Genomic DNA, 17259 nt, shown 5'->3' with positions numbered 1-17259 from the left:
CCTGCGTGACATGAGCCCACGCCTCGTCGCTCTCGCCTGCGCGGCCCTCGGCGGGTTCGCGGGGTGCTCGCACGCCCTGCCCGGAGACCCCGTGGAGGAGCAGCCTCTCGCGATCAAGGACGGGAGACCGGCGACCCCCGACGCCCTCTTCGGCGCCGTCGCCGTGCTGGACAGCGAGGGTGTCCAGGAGTGCTCGGGCGTCCTCATCTCCCCGAGCTGTGTCGTCACCGCGGCCCACTGCGTCGTGCTGCAGGACGAGGTCACCGGGGAGGTCCTCGCCGAGCTCGGGTCCGCGAACCTGCGGGTGGCGGCGGGCGCGCTCGACGTGACCGACGCGTCGCCCGAGCAGATCTTCCGTGTTCGCAAGGTCGTCCGACACGAGGACTTCCCGGCGCCTGGCACGATCGGCGCGAGGAAGCTCGCCCGGGCGGAGGACATCGCGCTCTTGCTGCTGGAGACCCCGGTGACGACGATGAGCCCGGTTCCGCTGGTCCCGCCCGGGGCGCTGGACGGCCTGCTGGACGAGGGCGCACAGGTCGTGATCGCCGGCTACGGCGCCCGGGGCGAGCCTGGCCAGCCCTCCGGCGCGCTGTACGTCGGCGAGACGCCCTTCCAGGAGCGGAACGCGACCGAGCTCTCGGCCGGCGCTCCCGGGTCGCCGGACAGCTGCTCTGGGGATTCGGGCGGGCCTGCGTGCCTCATGATCGCGGGAGAGCCGCACCTCCTCGGCATCAGCGTTCGCGCGCTCGGCTCGCCCGCCGGCCCCGACTGCGGAGACGGCGGGATCTACACGCTCGTGCCCGCATACGGCCGCTGGATCGAGGAGAACGCCGACGGAGAGGTGCCTGTCGCGGGCGAAGGCGCCACGCCGGCGGCGGGCTTCGACGGCGACCCGCCGGGCGGATGCGCCGTCGGCCGCACCGGGCGCCCCCTGGACCGCAGGGGCATCGGAGCGCCAGGTGCCTTGATGGCGAGCGCCATCGTGATGTTCCTGCGACGATCCAGGGCACGCCGAGGAGGGCGGCCTTGGCGCGAGCACCCCGAGCACGGCGCTCGGCGACCTCATCCAGGACGAGCTCGATAACCCCCCGAGGACGGGCGTCTGCCTGGCGTCAGCCTCGGGCCCGATCGCGATGAGCCGCTCGCCCCGCCGCGGATCGGGTAGTGTGCCCTCCGTGCCGACGATCTTCACCAAGGGCGACATCCTCCACACCGACGGGGTGCGCGCCTACGCCCACGGTTGCAACTGCGCGGGGACCATGGACGCGGGGGTCTCCGTCGCCTTCAAGAAGCGGTGGCCGCGGATGCTCGAGGCTTACGCCCAGCGCTGCGCCGAGCGCAGGCCGGCGCTCGGGGACGTCTTCACGTGGAGCGAGGGCATGGACACGGTCTACTGCCTGGCGATCCAGGAGAGCGAGGCAAAAAAGGCGACCCTGCCGGCCCTTTCGCGATCCCTGAAGACGATGGTGGAGCTCGCGGCGAAGGCGGGGATCGACCGGATCGCGCTGCCGCGCCTCGGGGCCGGGAGCGCCGGGCTCGACGGGCAGCGGGTGAAGCGCGTCCTCGCGGAGAGCGGCGCCCACACGAGCGTCACGCTCCTTGTCTTCGAGCAGTTCGTGCGCGCGCGGACCGCGTAGCCGCAGGCGCGGCTCGCTTCGCGAGTCCTTGCCTCTGCGCGGTGCGCGCCGCGATCGACCGAGGAACGTGGGGCGCGCCCTGCCGGGGAGCGCGCGGCGCGCCGCGGCGTCACTGGCTCGCCGTCATCGCGCTGTGCTTGCGGCTGTAGCCGAAGTAGACCGCGAACCCGAGGAGGAGCCAGATGGCGAGGCGCAGCCAGTTCTCGGTGGGCAGCGAGAACATGAGGAGGAGACAGATCACGATCCCGAGGATCGGGGTGAGCGGATAGAGCGGCACCCGGAACGGGCGCGGCGCGTCCGGCGCCGCCCGGCGCATGACCAGGACCGCCGCGCAGACGAACAGGAACGCAAGGAGCGTCCCGATATTGACGAGCTCCGCCAGGATCCGCAGCGGGAGGAGCGCCGAGAGGGTGGCGACCACGAACCCGGTGACGAGGGTGGACTTCCACGGCGTCTTGAAGACCGGGTGCACCGCTCCGAAGAATCTCCTGGGCAGGAGCCCGTCGCGGGCGATGGCGAGCAGCACGCGCGGCTGGCTGTTCATGAGCACGAGCAGCACGGAGGTGATCCCCGCGACCGCCCCGAGAGAGATGATGAACTGCGCCCACGGGAGGCCGACGCGCGCGAAGGCGTCGGAGACCGGCGCGTCGATGCTCAGCTCGGTGTAGGGCACCATGCCCGTCAGGATCGCCGCGACGGCGACGTAGAGCACGGTGCAGATGATGAGCGAGGCCACGATGCCGATGGGGAGATCGCGCTGCGGGTGCTTCGCCTCCTCGGCGTGGGTCGAGACCGCATCGAACCCGAGGTAAGCGAAGAAGATGGTCGCGGCGCCGGCGAGCATCCCGAGCGGCTCGCCCCCTTTGCCGACCTCGCCGAAGATCGTGTGACCGAAGAAGCTGAGCCCCCCGAACCCGAACGGCGCGAACGGCCGCCAGTTGCCCGGGTCGACGTGGAACGCGCCGACGGCGATGACGAAGAGCACGACCGCGAGCTTGAGCGCGACGATCACGGCGTTGAAGGTCGCGCTCTCGCGGATGCCCTTGAGCAGCACCATCGTGACCCCGGCCGTCACGAGGCTGGCGGGGAGATCGAGGATCGACCCCGTGGACACGAGCTCGCCGAGCGCTGGATCGTAGTCGAACGGCGCGCTCCTGAGCTCCCTTGGCAGCGCTACCCCGAAGATCCCGATGAAGTCCTGGAAATAGTGGGACCACCCGTGCGCCACGGCGGCGGCGCCGACGGCGTACTCGAGGATGAGGTCCCACCCGATGATCCACGCCGGCAGCTCGCCGAGCGTCGCGTACGCGTACGTGTAGGCCGAGCCCGCGATCGGCACCATCGCCGCGAACTCCGCGTAACAGAGGGCCGCGAACACGCAGGCCATCCCCGCGACAACGAAGGACAGCATCAGCGAGGGACCTGCCTTGTCGTGCGCGGCCTGACCGGTGAGTACGAAGATGCCTGTCCCGATGATGGCGCCGATCCCGAGGCTCGTGAGCTGCAGCGGCCCGAGGGCGCGCTGGAGGCGGTGCTCCCCCTCCAGCTCTTTTTTCATGACCGATATCGGTTTGCGGACGAATAGCCGGCTCCCCATGATCTTCGGTGTGCTGGCTCTGCGGCCCGGCCGTCGGTACGTCAAGCCAGAGGCACGTCGCAAGGAGGCGATGATCTCGGCACGGACATCGCGCGGGCGCAGGGGGTGGTGAGCCGCCGTTCCCTCGACGGCGCGATGGCCGAGCAGCTCGGCAGCTCGCCGGCCGCGCCCAAGACAGGCCTGGATCCGCGCCCGGGCGACGCGGTACGGTCACCCGTGACCGACACTGTCCTGCTCATCGACGACGATCCGGGCTTCCGCGACGCCTACCGCGAGCTCCTCTCGCTGGACGGGTACGCGGTCGCCGAGGCCGGGGCCGCCCCGAAGGCCCTCGCGGAGCTCCGCCGCACGAGCGCGCGCCTCGTCGTGCTCGACCTGATGCTGCCGCCGTCGGGCCGCCCCGAGGAGGGCGCCGCGCTCGCGGAGAAGATCCTCGCCGAGCGGCCCGCGGCCAAGGTGATCGTCGTCTCCGGCGCGGGCGAGACCCCGCTCGCCCTGCGGCTCGTCGAGCGCGGCGCGTATGACTTCCTGGCCAAGCCCGTCGACCCGGACGTGCTGCTCGCCGTGGTCGCGCGCGCGGCGGCGCGCCTCGCGCTGGAGGACCGGGTGGCGGAGCTGGAGCGCTCGCTCACCGCCCGCGAGGGCGACGCCTCGGCGCTGCTCGGCCAGTCGCCGGCGTTCCTCGAGGCGAAGACGCTGTGCGAGCGCGCGGCGCCGACCGACGTGCCGGTGCTCATCACGGGCGAATCCGGGACGGGCAAGGAGGTGTTCGCCCATTACCTGCACGCGAGGAGCCGGCGGAAGGGCAAGCCGTTCATCGCGGTCAACTGCGGCGCGCTCGCGCCGACCCTGCTGGAGTCGACGCTGTTCGGCCACCGCAAGGGCGCCTTCACGGGCGCGATCAAGGACGCTCCCGGCCTGTTCGTCGAGGCGGACGGAGGGACTCTGTTCCTCGACGAGCTCGGCGACATGGATCCGGCGCTGCAGGTGAAGCTCCTGCGGGTGCTCGAGACGGGGGAGATCCTGCCGGTCGGCGCGGCGCGCCCGGTGACCGTGGACGTCCGCATCGTGTCGGCCACCCACAGGGCGCTGGAGTCGATGGTCGCGAACAAGACCTTTCGCGACGATCTCTACTGGCGCGTGCGCGGGATCGAGATCGCCTTGCCGCGGCTCGCGGATCGCGTGGGGGACCTGCCGCTGCTCGCGCAGCATTTCCTGAACGTGTCGCGCGCGCTCGTGCCGCGCTCGCCCGTGACGGCGATCTCGCCCGGCGCGATGCGGCGGCTCGAGGCCTGCGACTGGCCCGGCAACCTGCGCGAGCTCCGGCACGAGATGCAGCGCGCGCTCGTGATGGCCGGGGGCAGGGGAGAGATCCTCGAGGAGGACCTCTCGCCGGCGCGGCGAGGCGGCGCGCCCGCGGCGGCGGCGGGCGACGAGCCGGCCGAGGGGGCGGCGCTCGAAGAGAAGATCGCGGCGCTGGAGCGGCGGGAGATCGCCGCCGCGCTCCGGGCGACCCAGGGGAACAGGAGCCAGGCGTCGGTGCGGCTCGGGCTGTCGCGCCAGGGGCTGCTCAACAAGATGGATCGGTATGGACTGAAGTGACCTGGGTCGCTCGTGCGATGACGAAGGAAAGATTCACTCGGCCGGGAACGAGCTTTGATCTGCAGGCGACAATAAAAACATGAGCCGCGCCGAGCTCAGGCCGGCACTGAAGGACCGAGAGCGCGGCTCGTCACGACTGTCGCTGGTTCAATCCGATCGAGGTCGTGGTCCCCGTCGATCGGGGGCCGCCGGTGCCTCCCGATCGGCCCGACGCCGGCCGCTCTGCACGCGCGATGTCGGTGGTTTGCTCCTCGCGAGGGGCGAGCTTCGCTGATGAGTAACTTCAGGAGGACGCATGACGCTTGGCAGGATGATGCTTGTGGGCTGTCTGTCGCTGGTCGGAGCCGCCCTCGCCGGCTGCGGGCTGGGCGCCACCGATGGCCTCGCCGAGGGGAGCGCCAACGTGGTCGTGAGTCAGCCCACGCCCGAGGGCGACGGCTGCACGCTCACCCAGGGTTACTGGAAGAACCACGAGGAGAGCTGGCCGACGTCGAAGCTCACCCTCGGCGGCGTGGAGTACTCCCAGGAGGAGCTGCTCGAGCTCTTCCGGACGCCCCCGAAGGGCGACACCAGCCTGATCCTGGGCCACCAGCTCATCGCCGCGCGGCTCAACGTGGCGAGCGGCGCGAGCGACGCTGCCCTCGACGGGGCGCTCGCCGACGCCGAGGCGTGGATGGCCGCCAACAAGGATGCTGACGGCAAGCTTCCGTACGGCGTGAAGCGCGGCGCCGCGGCCGACGAGGCCGTCTCGCTGTCGGGCAAGCTCGCCGACTTCAACGAGGGCGGCATCGGCCCCGGCCATTGCGATGACGGCCCCGGCAGCGGCTCCGGCGACCCGGGCGGCAGCGACGGCGGCGAGGGGGGCTGCGGCGGTCACGACGGCGGCACGGGCGAGAGCGGCGAGGGCGGCTCCGATAGCAGCGGCGGCGACCCCGACGGCGGCACGGGCGAGGGCGGCTCCGACGGCAGCGGCGGCGAGGGCGAGCCTGACCCGACGTGCGCGGAGCCCTGCAGCGCCGGGTGCTCCGACGGCTACACCTGCGTCGTCGGGTGCTGCGTGTTCATCCCCAGGTGAACCGCCTCCCGGCAGGCGCACCGCTCGCGGCGTGCGCCTGCCGGCGATCCCCGCGCGACGGCGACGCGGGCCACACCGCTCATCTCCTTCCCGTCACGCCGCCGCCAACGCCCCATCGAGTTGCTCAGCTCGCCCGAGCCAGCGCCACCGCGTCGGGCCCGGCCGGGAACCGGAGCTGCCCCGATGCGTCGTTCGCGGCGCGCCACACCGCTTCGGCCACGTCGGACTCGCTCGTCACAAGCGCCGGCTGCCCGAAGGAGGCGAAGATACGCTGTGCGAAGGGCGCGTAGGCGTCGGGAATCAGCCCTTCCATGCGGGCTCCCCCGTTGCTCGTGAAGCGCGTCGTCGGGGCGTAGCCCGGCTCGACGAGCTTCACGCGCACGTCGAAGGCCTCGAGCTCGAACGCGAGCGACGCGCTGAACCCCTCGATGGCCATCTTGCTCGCGGTGTACACGGCGACGAGCGGCATCGGCGCGAGCGTCGCGCTCGAGGTCACGTTCACCACCACGCCCGATCTCCGCGCGCGGAACCCGGGCAGCACGGCTTGCGTCATGGCCATCACGCCGAGGGTGTTTGTCTCGAACACCTCGCGCACCGTGGTCATCGGCGTGGCCTCGAAGGCGCCCATGAGCCCGATGCCGGCGTTGTTGACGAGAACGTCGATGGGCCCGCTCGCCTCGAGCGCGGCCGCAATGCTGGCGGGCTTCGTCACGTCGAGCGCCACCACGCGCAGCCGGTCCGACCGCGGCAGCACGTCCTCGCGCGGCGTTCGCATCGTGGCGACCACGTTCCAGCCCTGCGCGTGGAAGTGGCGCGCGGTCTCGAGGCCATAGCCCGAGGAGCAACCAGTGATGAGCACGGTCTTCATATCCATTCCTTTGCCGCGACGAGCGCGGCGTTCATGGGGGGAACATAGCCGCGGGGCGCTGGACTATCTACAATTGAGAGTCCACATTTCGTTTGCTAGAGTCCGGACATGAACGACCCTCTCTCGGAGGTCATCGCGCTGCTCCAGCCGCGCACCGTGCTCTCGAAGGGCATCAGCGGCGCCGGCCGCTGGGGTGTTCGCTACTCGGACTTCGGCCAGCCGAGCTTCTGCGCCGTGGTGGAGGGCAGCTGTCGTCTCGCTGTCGACGGCGAGCGCGCCCTGACGCTCGAGGCGGGCGACTTCGTGCTCCTGCCGGCGACGCCGGGCTTCACCCTGTCGGGCTTCGAGCCGGTGAGGCCGGAGCGCATCGACCCGAAGGTGGCGCCCGCGCCGACGGGTGAGGTCCGCCACGGCACGCGCGGTGGACGCCCCGACGTGCGGCTGCTCGGCGGCTACTTCATCTTCGACTCGCCTGACGCGGCGCTGCTCGTGTCGCTGCTGCCGGCGCTGCTGCACGTGCGCGGCGTCGAGCGGCTCTCGGCGCTGGTGCGGCTCGTAGGCGACGAATCGAACGAGCAGAGATCGGGTCGCGACCTCGTCCTCACGCGGCTCGTGGAGGTGCTGCTCATCGAAGCGCTGCGGTCGACCTCGGCCGAGGACGCGCCTCCGGGGCTCCTGCGGGGGTTGGCCGATCCGCGGCTCGCGTCGGCGATACGGCAGATGCACGCTCAGCTCGCGCGTTCGTGGACGGTGGCCGAGCTCGCGAAGACCGCGGCCCTCTCGCGCTCGACGTTCTTCGAGCGCTTCACCCGCACCGTGGGCCAGCCGCCGATGGAATACCTGCTCGCCTGGCGCATGGCCGTCGCGAGGGATCTGCTCCGCCGCCAGGATCTCGGGATCGCCGAGGTCGCCGAGCGCGTCGGCTACGGCTCGGCGAGCACCTTCAGCACCGCGTTCAGCCGACACGTCGGCCAGCCCCCGAGTCGCTACGCGCGCGCGGGCTAGGACGTCGCGTCGAGCGAGACGTCGTTGCCGACCCCGACGTGGTACGCGCTCACGCAACGCAGATCCACGCTCCCCCCGCAGCCTGAGCGGGGCCTGCCCCGTGCTGGACCGCGGTCGACGCTCCTCGCCGTCGACGCTCGCTGGACAGCGCCGCGCGAAGCGCGACGACCTGGGTTCAGTATCAGTTCGGTATCGGGGACGCCGCCCTGTGGCTCAACGGCAAGCTGAACGTCAGCATCGATGTCTACGAGGATCCGAGCGAATACTACGGTGGGAGCGGAGAAGGCGGCGCGGGCGCAACCGGGGGCTGGCAGACAACCGGAGGCCAGGGCGGAGCCGGGGCCTGGGGCGGAGACGGGGGCGTCGGGCTGGGGCCCGACACGTCGAACGGCGGCTCCGGCGGTTAGTCAAGGAGATCTGTCGATGCACTTGGAATCTTTGGCTACAATCGCCCTCTTCGGGCTTCTTCTTTGTGCCTGCGGAGATGACGGAGGCGGCTCCACGCCCGGAACGGGCGGCGCAGCGGCCACGAGCTCGAGCGTCAGCGCGGGGGACGCCGTCAGCAGTTCGATCACCAGCACAACGGAGTATTGCTATGACGATCCCGACCTGTCCGCCGCTTGCGCGGTCGATCACCCAGAACACCCGGAAGGCTGGTACTGCGCACCCAGTGCGAGTCCGTTTGGGATGGGTCCAGATTGCGTCGACGGTCGGAATGAAACCGAGCTCTGTTGTAGCCTCCCTGGGGCCGGCGGCTCTGGGGGCGGAGGCGGGAGGGGCGGAGGCGGGAGTGGCGGAGGCGGGAGTGGCGGAGGCGGGGGTGCCTGATCGAGGCGCTCTCGGCGGTTGTGCTTCTCGTCCCAGAAGCGCTGCACTCCCGTCACGAGCGCGGGGTCGTCCTTGCACCCGCCCGTGGTCCGCCGGTACGCGGGCTGGCTCATCATCCAGCTGACCACGCTCTCGTTCGCCCCATCGGGGTCCGGCCCGCCGTTCGCGAACGAGAGATAGGCGATATCCATCTCGGGGTGGTGCCACGCGGCCATGACACCGCGCCGTCGCGCTGGTACACCGCCGTGACAGCGCCCGCTCAGCAGCTCAGCTCAGCACCCCACGGGCCTTCAGCCTTCAGCGGCGGCGGGCGTGAGCGCGGCGCGGCGGTCGTCCGATCGAAGAGCGGCGCGCCGAGGTCGGGCAGGCTCGCGCGGGCGGGGGACATCGGTCGAGCGAGCATCGTTCGGCCCCGCCGAACAATACTATGCTGAAAGTTTCGATTCACAGGACGCGAGATGGCCTTCATGCTGAGCGTGTCACGACGCGCGGAGCGCCGGGCAGCGGCGCGACGGTCCTTCATTGTGTCTTGCTTGATCTGGAGGGTGTGATGAAACTCGAAAGACTTTTCAGCGTGGTGGTCCTCGGTGGTGCGTCGCTCGGCCTCGGGGCGTGTGGGCAGCAGGCCGGCGGTGGGAGCGGCGGCGACGGCGGCGGCGCGCCGGGGGCGGTGAGCGGGGCGGGCGGCCATGGCGGCGAGGACGCGGCGGGCGGCTCGGGAGCCCAAGGCGGCGGCGGCGCGGGGGCGACGGCGGGCAGCGGCGGCCATGGCGGCGAGGACGCGACGGGCGGCTCGGGAGCCCAAGGCGGCGGCGGCGCGGGGGCGACGGCGGGCAGCGGCGGCGGCGCGACGAGCGGGACGGGGGGCGGCGGGGGCGGCCCGCAATGCACCGTCCTCGAATTTCCCGGCGAGCCGAAAGATCCTTGCGGCTGCCCGTGCTGCTGGATGGACGGCTGCAACAACGACGAGCCTTGCTGCGCGCCGTTCTGCGCCGCTGCGAACGACGGAGTGGGGTGCTGCGGTGACTGACGTGGATCGCGCGGCGGTGCGCGCCTCGGCGGCGCGGGTCTGGCGGCGGAGGGCGCGCGCCGAGCTCGAGGCGGCGTCGCGCTTCTCGCGGCTCGGGGACGAGCTCGCGGCCGTGGGCGCCGTGGGCCCGGTCGTCACGATGGCGCGCGACGCGGCCTCCGACGAGCGGCGCCATGCAGAGCAATGCGCGGCGCTCGTGCGCGAGCTCGGCGGCGAGCCGGTTGCGCTCGGCCCGGCGCCTCCGGCGCGGGAGGTCGGGCCGCGCGGGCTCGGGGCCCGGGAGCGTGTCCTTTACGAGGTCGTCGCGATGTCGTGCATCACCGAGACCCTCAGCGCGGCGCTGCTCGGCGAGCTCGTCTCGCGGGCGGCCGATCCCGTCGTGCGGGAGAACATGCATCGCATCCTGCGCGACGAGATCGACCACGCACGCCTCGGCTGGGCGCACCTCGCGGCCGAGCGGGAGCGCGGCGTCGGAGACGTGATCGGCGCGTACCTCCCGGCGATGCTCGCGGGCACCGTCGCCGCGGAGGTGCTCTTCTCGGCGGAGGCCGAGGATCCGGCGCAAGATGCGCTGTCGGGCCTCGGCGCGCTCGGACGCGGCGAGAGCAGGCGAATCTTCAGCGAGACGATGCGGCTCGTGGTTCTTCCTGGGCTACGGCGATTCGGCGTGGATACGGCGCGCGGGGAGGCGTGGCTCGGGGAGCATGAGGCTCGCCTTGGACCCACGGTGTGATCGGCGCGCAAGCGCGTTTGGGATCCCTGGGCGGCCTGCTCTTCGGAACGCGCGACTGGAGGGCGGCGCCTCTGGCACCGGCGGAGGCCGGCGCCGTCGCTCGGCTTGACGGGCGCGCCGCGACCAGCGATCCTCGCAGACATGCGATGCGCCGCGTTCGGGTTGATCCTGCTGCTCGCGGGCAACGCGCAGGCCGAGCCGACGGCGCCGGCCGCCCCCATCGACGCCACCCGGCGCGACGTGGGCACCGGTCTCGCCGTGGGTGGGCTGGCCCTGGGCGCCGTGGGAGCAGGCATGTACTTCCTCACCCGACCGGGCGACGACGATCTCTGCGACTGCTCGTCTCGTGCGTGGGTCTTTCCCACCGTGCTCATGGGCCTCGGAGGCGCCATGGCCGCCACGGGCGTACCGCTCTGGATCACGGGTCAGATCAACATCGATCGCGCAAAGGCGCAGGCTCAGCTCCAGATCGGCCCGCTCGGCGGTGGCGTTCGGCTGCTGTTCTGACGGTCCGATCCTCGGCGCCGCGGAGCTCGCGTTGCGCTGTCCTCTCGCTGGTTCGTGGCGCGGCGACCCGGGATTGCCGCCCACCCTGCTCTCGGTCAATCCGTCCAGTGATGGGTCTCGTCGGGTGCCTCGGCGGCGGATCTTCGGCGAGCAGGGATGAAGGCCCACGATGACGGTGCGAGTCGGATACGTCGACCCGCGAGCGCATTTCGAGCTTCCGCCCGCCACGTCCTTCCAGGCATCCTGCGCGCCATGAGCGACCGGCAGAAGCCCTTGCTGATGCCGCGGCCGGATCTCGGCCTGCGCGCGCTCCTCCCGTCATGGCGCGAGGCGTCTCACCGCGCGACGCGGTGGAGCGACGCCGTCGCGGGCGCCGCGGCCCTCGGCCCCTCGTTCGCGCTGGCCCTGCTCACCGCGCACCACGCCGGGCTGCCCCCTGCGGCCGCGCTGACCTGCGCCGTCGTCGGCAGCGCCGTGGTCGCGCTCCTCGGCGGCACGAGGCTCGGCCTCGCCGGGCCGGGCCTCGCGATGGGCTTCGCGCTCGCCGACATCGCCCGCGACTACGGGGCGGCCACCCTCGCGTTTGCGGGCGCGATATGCGGCCTCCTGCAGCTCCTCCTCGGCATGCTCGGGGTCGGCCGCTTCGCTCGCCTCGTGCCGCTGAGCGTCGTGCACGGCTTCGTGCTGGGCCTCGGCGCGCTGCTCGTCCTCCAGAGCCTGCCCGACGCGCTCGGCTTCGCGACGTCCACGGACCTCGACCCGCTGCGCGTGCTCGACCGAATCGGCGCGCACCTCGGCGGCGCGCGCGCTCCGGCGCTCGCGATGGCCGTGTTCGCGGGCGCGGCCACGTGGCTGGGGGCCCGCTACGCGCGGCGCGCCCCTGTCGCGCTGCTCGCGATCGCGGCGTGCGCCGGGCTCACCCACCTGGCGAAGCTGGATCTCCCCACGCTGTCCGATATGGCCTTCGCGCTGCCGCTCGGTCCGTGGCCCAGCGAGCCCGCGCACGGCATGGCGCAGTTCGGTCGGGCCGCGCTCGTCCTCTTCGCGCTCGCCTCGATGGAGACGCTGCTCTCGGCGAGCGCCGAAGAGGAGCGCGTGCCCGGCGCGCGGCCTGACTTCGATCAGGAGATGGTCGGCTACGGGCTCGCGAACATCCTCCTGTCGCTGCTCGGCAGCGTCCCGGCGGCCGGGTCTATCGCGCGCTCGTCCGTTGTGCGCGCCGCGGGCGGCCTCCACCGCGCCGCGGCGCTCTTTCATGCCCTCTTCGGCGCGGCGCTCGCCGCGGTCGTCCTGGTGGTCGATCGCCTCGTGCCGCTCGCCGCGCTGGCCGGCGTCGTCATCGCGATCGCCGTGCCGCTGCTCGATCTTCGGCCGCTCGTCGCCGTCTATCGCATCTCGCGCTCCGCGGCGGTGGTGCTCGTGGCGACCGCGCTCGTGATGCTCTTCGGCGGCCTCTTGCGCGGGATCGAGGTCGGGCTCCTGGCGACGCTGGCGCTGGCCTTGTGGCGCATCGCTCGCTTCCGCGCCGCGGTTCACCAGGGCAGCGCGGGCGCTCCGCACCAGGTCAACTTCAGCGGCCCCATCACGTTCCTCGTGGTGCTCGAGCTCGAAGCGACGCGCCGGCGCCTGGCCACGCTCGACCCGACGGCGGGCGTGATCCTCGATATTCGCGGGGTGCAGGTGATGGACCTGACCGGCTGCGAGCGCTTCCTCTCGCTCGTGGCCGACCTGGTCCTTCGCGGCGTTCGCGTCGTCGTCCTCGGCGCCTCTCCGGCCTGCCGCGACAAGCTGCTCGCGGCCGATCGCGGGGATCTCCTCGCCGGACGCCTGGCCGTCACGGACCGAGATGTCGATGCGGTCCTCGGGCAAGCGCGCGCGTTCGGGATGCGCGCGCAGGTGGTCGCGAACCTCGAGCGGTTCCGGATCGAGGTGCGCGAGCATTACACGCCGCTCTTCGACCAGCTCGCCGACGGGCAGCACCCGCACACGCTCTTCGTGACGTGCGTCGACAGCAGGATCACGCCCTCGATGCTCACGGGCACGCACCCGGGCGAGCTATTCATCGTGCGTGCCCTCGGCGCGATGGTGTCGCCCCCGAGCGAGTCGACGCGGCCGGGTGAGGGAGCGGCTGTCGAATATGCGGTCGGCGTGCTGGGCGTGCGCAATATCGTGATCTGCGGGCACTCGTCCTGTGGCGCCGTCAAGGCCGCGAAGAGCGGGCACGTGCCTGACGAGCTGCCGACGCTCAAGCGCTGGCTCGTGGAGATCCCGGCGGCGTCGGGCGATCTGTCGGGGCACGCCGACGTGGACGACGCGGCGCGCGCCGCGACCGTGCGCCAGCTCGACAATCTCCGGCAGTTTCCGCTGGTGCGCGAGCGGCTCGCGAGCGGTGAGATCGAGCTTCACGCCTGGTTTTATGACGTCGGTCAGGCCGAGCTGTTCGAATGGGACGAGGCCAAGGGGGCGTTCGCCGTGATGGCCGGTCGTCGGGAGTCGTCCGGCTAGATTCTCCGGCGCCTGAAGCGGCTCACGCCGGCATGGCCTTGGGCCCGAGCAGGCTCCGGTCGCGTGCCCGCGCCGGACCCGGCCGACCGCCCGGCGGCGCGCCCATTGACCGGGACCTTCGCCGGTGCGAGCTACCCGGCATGAAGGCACCGACGTACGAGCTGTATTACTGGCCGGGTATTCAGGGTCGAGGCGAGTTCGTGCGCCTCGCGCTCGAGGACGCCGGCGCCCCCTATGCCGACGTCGCCCGCCTGCCCGCGGCGAAGCACGGCGGCGTCGCCGCCATGCAGAAGCTCATGAAGAGCCACGCCCTCGCGCTCGAGCCCTTCGCGCCGCCGTTCCTCCGCGCAGGGGACCTCGTGATCGCGCAGGTGGCCAACATCCTCTTCTACCTCGGCCCGCGCCTCGGCCTCGCGCCCGACGACGAGGCGAGCAGGCTCGGCGCCCACCAGATCCAGCTCACCATCGCCGATCTGGTCGCCGAGGTGCACGACGCCCATCACCCCATCTCCGTCGATCTCTATTACGAGGACCAGAAGCCCGAGGCCCTCCGCCGGACAGAGGCCTTCCTCGCCGAGCGCATGCCCAAGTTCCTCGGCTATTTCGAGCGCGTCCTCGATCGCCACGGCGGCCGCCACCTCCTGGGAGGCGCGATGTCCTACGTCGATCTCTCGATGTTCCAGATCATCGAGGGCCTCCGCTACGCGTTCCCGCACGCCATGGCCGCCTTCGCGCCCAAGATCCCCACGCTCGTCGCGCTGCACGACCGCGTGGCCGAGCGCCCGCGGATCGCGGCCTACCTGGCCTCGGATCGGCGGATACCGTTCAACGAAGACGGCATCTTCCGGCGCTATCCGGAGCTCGATCCGGCGCCGTCGAAGAGACGATGAATGGGCGCGCGACCCGCTCCCCCGCGCTGAGCGAGGGGAGCGAGGAACGCCGCGCGCCGGTCAATTTTGATTGACGCCGGCCGTGCTACTTATCGAGCGTCAACAGTCCGAGCTTGTAGGGCAGGCGGCCGTACTCCCCACCAACGCTCGGATCTCTCCCCTGGTAGAGGAACCGCAGGTCGCACGGATCGAGGGTCATTTTCTCGTCGTGCCCGGAGCGGACCAGCTCGCCGTGACTGATGTCGTCGGTCCAGTCGCCGCCTTCGAACGTCACGTTGGCCGGGCCGGCGAAGGGCTTCGCCTTTGTATCCGCCAAGGGGGCCCAAGGCCCATCGAGGCTCTCGGAGGTCCACGACCTGAAGAAGCGAGGGCTGTTGTCGAACGCCTCCACCAGGAGCAGGTACTTGTTCGAACCGTCCACCTTGTAGACATTGCTGGCTTCGAACAAGAGCCCCGAGCTGGGAGCCGTCATGACGACCTCATAACCATCGAAGTTCGGGAACTTGTCGATGCTGACCTTGGAGCGGTAGAGCTTCCCGTCGTCCCGCGAGAAGAAGAGGTGGCAGTTGTCGTCGTCGCAGATGACCCAGAAATCCAACGCGCCGAGGGTGTTCCCCATCTGACCTGGCTCGCCTCGGAGCAGCGTTTGGGGACGACTCCAGCCGTTCATGTTGTTGATGTCGTCGTTGGTCGAGTACCGGCCGTTCCACTGGTAGATGAGGTACCACTTGTTGTGCGGCCGGAAATAGAAGACCTGGGGAGCGACCGTGCTGCCGGTGGGCCAGCTCCCCATGTAGTTCTGCGTAGCGGCGTTCGCCTGAGAGAAGTCCGTGAAATTCAGGTACACCGACTGCCACCCGCCGTTGCCCGACGTGGTGTCGAAGACGGTGGCAAATACGTGGTACTTGTTCTCGAAGAACACGATCGTCGGGTCCTTGACGGAGGCGAAGGTGCGGCCAGCAGGCGGCTTGGGGCCGATCACCGGCGGCCCCGACTTCCACTTGTACGTGGTGGGCAAGTCGCAGGTCACCGTCGGGCCGCCTCCGCCACCGCCGCTACCGGCCGCCGGAGAGCCACCGCTCCCGGTCGCCGTCATGTCGCCGCCCGTGCCCGTCGCGCTTGCCGTGCTCGTGCTGGGGATCGACCCGCCTGCGCCCGTCGTGACGCCCGCGCCCGTCGTGACGCCCGCGCCCGTCGTGACGCCTGCGCCCGTCGTGCCGCCGGCGCCACCCGTCCCAGGGGGCTCCTGCCCGTCCGACGTGTCGCTGGCGCAACCGGCGAGCGCGGCGAGCGCACAGCCGAGGGCCGAGAATCGAAGCATGGAACGGCACGGGGTCAGCGGTCGGCGGGGCAAATCGAGGGGATTGATCATTGCTAATCTCCAGAGGGATGCCCAATCGGGCCAGCGAGCTCCGCAGAGCCCGACCGTCAAGGTGAACGCGCACGAGGACGCAGGCCCGGTGCAGATGCCGGCCTGTCCAGAGCAAGACGAAGGAATACCTGGAACCCAGATTGTGAACGTTCACATGGCCGACGTCAATCAGAAAAGCGGCGCGCGGCTATCCTCGATCCCGAGGGGGGCGCAGCGACGGCCAGCTCCGCGGCGGCTTGAACAGGTACGCCGGCGCGGGGCCGTCGACGATGTGCTCGACCTCGTCCAGGCGGCTGCCAGGGAGCAGCGCCCCGCCCAGCGACTCGCGCACGAGCGGTATCCGCGCCGGATCGAAGCCCATCCCCTGCGACGCGATCCCGTCGACCACGCTCGGGTCGAACCCGCCGATCAGGAGCCCTGCGCGCACCGGCGTCGCGCCGAGCGGCCCCTCGCCCTCGCCGGCGACGATGCCGTCCACGATCGTCAGATACCGCCGCTGCGGCTCGCCGCGCAGCGCGCCCTCCCGGTCCGCGAAGAACAGGATGCGGTTGAGATCCAGGATGGTCCGCCAGAGCGTGTTGTTCCCCTCCCAGCTCCCATCGATGACCTTCGGCGGCGCCCCGAGCCGCGGCGCGCGCGCGACGAGCGAGTGATCGCCCGGGAGCGGGAGCCGGCTGAGCTTGTTCTCCACCGCGTCGCCCATGCCCTGCGGCCGATCGAACTCGTCACCGCCCACCGACGGATCGCCCTCGGTGAAGTGCGGGAGCCAGTACTTCTCGTTGGTCAACCCGATCACGCTCTTCAGCGAGAGCGTGACCCCGGTCTTCTTGTGCGTCTTCAGCTTGGGCAGGTTGATGACGACATCGGCGTCGAGCAGCGTCTGGGGAATGCTGTACTCGTGCCGCTGCTCGGTATGGTGCGGCACCGGCGTCGTGTAATGGCTCCGGTGGAACCGCAGCGCGCCGGGGCGCGGGGCGCCCGCGCCGGCGAAGAAGCTGCCGCGGCCGAGATCGACCACCCGGTAGCCCCGGGGGTCGCCGGGCAGGCGGCGCCGGAGCAGCAGCCCGAGGTTCCACGAGCGGCCGAGGCGGCGCACGTCGTCCAGCGCGAACACCGGCGCGACCCGGAAATACCGTAGGTCGATGAAATCGACGTCATGGCCCTGGGCCTTCAGGTGATCGATGACCTCGAAGATGCCGAGCGGGCCGGCCACCTTCTCGATCTCGCACCCCTCGACCGGCGAGTCGACGACGCGCACCCGCCCGCGCGGACCGGCGGCGCGGAGCGCATAGTCGAGCACCGGCCGGAGGAGCGAGCCGTGCGTGCTGGAGGCGGCGAGCCGCTCGCCCGTGATCTTCTGGTGCAGGTTCTTCGACGAGACGAGGTTCGGCTTGATGATGACGCGGTCGCCCGGCGCGATCAGGTCGCCGAGCGGGTTCCACGCCGGCGTGCCGGCGCGCGCCGCGTCGAGGCCGAGCCGGCGGAAGAGCGCCTCGACCGCCTCGTAGACCGGGCCCGGCGGGCCGTACGGCGCGCGATCGGCGTAGCCGAGGCCCGGCCTCGATACGGTCACCACGCGGTTCATCGTCGGTGCCATCGGCAGCGCCCCT

14 protein-coding genes are annotated in these 17259 nt (G+C 71.4%); 10 read left to right on the top strand and 4 right to left on the bottom strand.

What is annotated here, in order from left to right; genetic code table 11:
• Positions 1 to 10 precede the first annotated feature (10 nt).
• Positions 11 to 1084 carry a S1 family peptidase gene (locus tag WMF17_RS39855; protein ID WP_437598682.1) on the top strand — a complete coding sequence of 358 codons (1074 nt, stop codon included), beginning with the start codon at positions 11 to 13 and terminating at the stop codon, positions 1082 to 1084.
• A 91-nt stretch (positions 1085 to 1175) separates the two neighbouring features.
• Positions 1176 to 1637 (top strand): macro domain-containing protein, encoded by a 462-nt coding sequence (locus WMF17_RS39850; protein ID WP_437646338.1) that lies wholly within the window; start codon positions 1176 to 1178, stop codon positions 1635 to 1637.
• Positions 1638 to 1746: 109 nt separating this feature from the next.
• On the opposite strand, the gene WMF17_RS39845 is transcribed toward WMF17_RS39850, so the two are convergent.
• A complete protein-coding gene (locus WMF17_RS39845) occupies positions 1747 to 3195 on the bottom strand; it encodes an amino acid permease (protein WP_437646336.1) in 1449 nt (482 codons plus the stop codon).
• Between the two features lie 255 nt (positions 3196 to 3450).
• On the opposite strand from WMF17_RS39845, the gene WMF17_RS39840 reads away from it, so the two are divergent.
• The gene (locus tag WMF17_RS39840; protein ID WP_437651443.1) at positions 3451 to 4836 is read left to right on the top strand and encodes a sigma-54-dependent transcriptional regulator; all 1386 of its coding nucleotides are present in this window, start codon (positions 3451 to 3453) and stop codon (positions 4834 to 4836) included.
• Between the two features lie 295 nt (positions 4837 to 5131).
• The gene (locus WMF17_RS39835) at positions 5132 to 5911 is read left to right on the top strand and encodes a hypothetical protein (protein ID WP_437646334.1); all 780 of its coding nucleotides are present in this window, start codon (positions 5132 to 5134) and stop codon (positions 5909 to 5911) included.
• A gap of 124 nt (positions 5912 to 6035) precedes the next feature.
• On the opposite strand, the gene WMF17_RS39830 is transcribed toward WMF17_RS39835, so the two are convergent.
• Positions 6036 to 6779, bottom strand: coding sequence for an SDR family oxidoreductase (locus WMF17_RS39830; RefSeq protein ID WP_437576220.1), 744 nt, complete (start codon positions 6777 to 6779; stop codon positions 6036 to 6038).
• A 108-nt stretch (positions 6780 to 6887) separates the two neighbouring features.
• Between WMF17_RS39830 and WMF17_RS39825 the strand changes: the two genes are divergently transcribed.
• The 6 genes from WMF17_RS39825 to WMF17_RS39800 all read left to right on the top strand — a co-directional run bounded on the left by WMF17_RS39825 (position 6888) and on the right by WMF17_RS39800 (position 14277).
• Complete coding sequence (locus tag WMF17_RS39825; protein ID WP_437598676.1) at positions 6888 to 7784, top strand: cupin domain-containing protein; 897 nt, start codon at positions 6888 to 6890, stop codon at positions 7782 to 7784.
• A 1378-nt stretch (positions 7785 to 9162) separates the two neighbouring features.
• On the top strand, positions 9163 to 9642 hold the full coding sequence (locus WMF17_RS39820; RefSeq protein ID WP_437646332.1) for a hypothetical protein: 480 nt from the start codon (positions 9163 to 9165) through the stop codon (positions 9640 to 9642).
• Positions 9635 to 10375 (top strand): ferritin-like domain-containing protein, encoded by a 741-nt coding sequence (locus WMF17_RS39815; RefSeq protein ID WP_437598674.1) that lies wholly within the window; start codon positions 9635 to 9637, stop codon positions 10373 to 10375. Before WMF17_RS39820 ends, WMF17_RS39815 begins: the two co-directional genes overlap by 8 nt.
• 141 nt (positions 10376 to 10516) lie before the next feature.
• The gene (locus WMF17_RS39810) at positions 10517 to 10882 is read left to right on the top strand and encodes a hypothetical protein (RefSeq protein WP_437598673.1); all 366 of its coding nucleotides are present in this window, start codon (positions 10517 to 10519) and stop codon (positions 10880 to 10882) included.
• A 252-nt stretch (positions 10883 to 11134) separates the two neighbouring features.
• Complete coding sequence (locus WMF17_RS39805) at positions 11135 to 13387, top strand: bifunctional SulP family inorganic anion transporter/carbonic anhydrase (protein WP_437646330.1); 2253 nt, start codon at positions 11135 to 11137, stop codon at positions 13385 to 13387.
• A 140-nt stretch (positions 13388 to 13527) separates the two neighbouring features.
• Positions 13528 to 14277 (top strand): glutathione S-transferase, encoded by a 750-nt coding sequence (locus WMF17_RS39800; RefSeq protein ID WP_437598671.1) that lies wholly within the window; start codon positions 13528 to 13530, stop codon positions 14275 to 14277.
• Positions 14278 to 14362: 85 nt separating this feature from the next.
• On the opposite strand, the gene WMF17_RS39795 is transcribed toward WMF17_RS39800, so the two are convergent.
• On the bottom strand, positions 14363 to 15598 hold the full coding sequence (locus WMF17_RS39795) for a non-reducing end alpha-L-arabinofuranosidase family hydrolase (protein WP_437646328.1): 1236 nt from the start codon (positions 15596 to 15598) through the stop codon (positions 14363 to 14365).
• A 238-nt stretch (positions 15599 to 15836) separates the two neighbouring features.
• Positions 15837 to 17246, bottom strand: a complete 1410-nt coding sequence (locus WMF17_RS39790) for a DUF362 domain-containing protein (protein WP_437646326.1) — start codon at positions 17244 to 17246, stop codon at positions 15837 to 15839.
• Positions 17247 to 17259 lie beyond the last annotated feature (13 nt).

Source organism: Sorangium sp. So ce362 (assembly GCF_051519845.1).
In the GTDB taxonomy this organism is placed as follows: Bacteria; Myxococcota_A; Polyangia; order Polyangiales; family Polyangiaceae; genus Sorangium.
The sequence above is the reverse complement of the archived record's forward strand: the minus strand, read 5'-3'. Positions and strand labels throughout refer to the sequence as shown.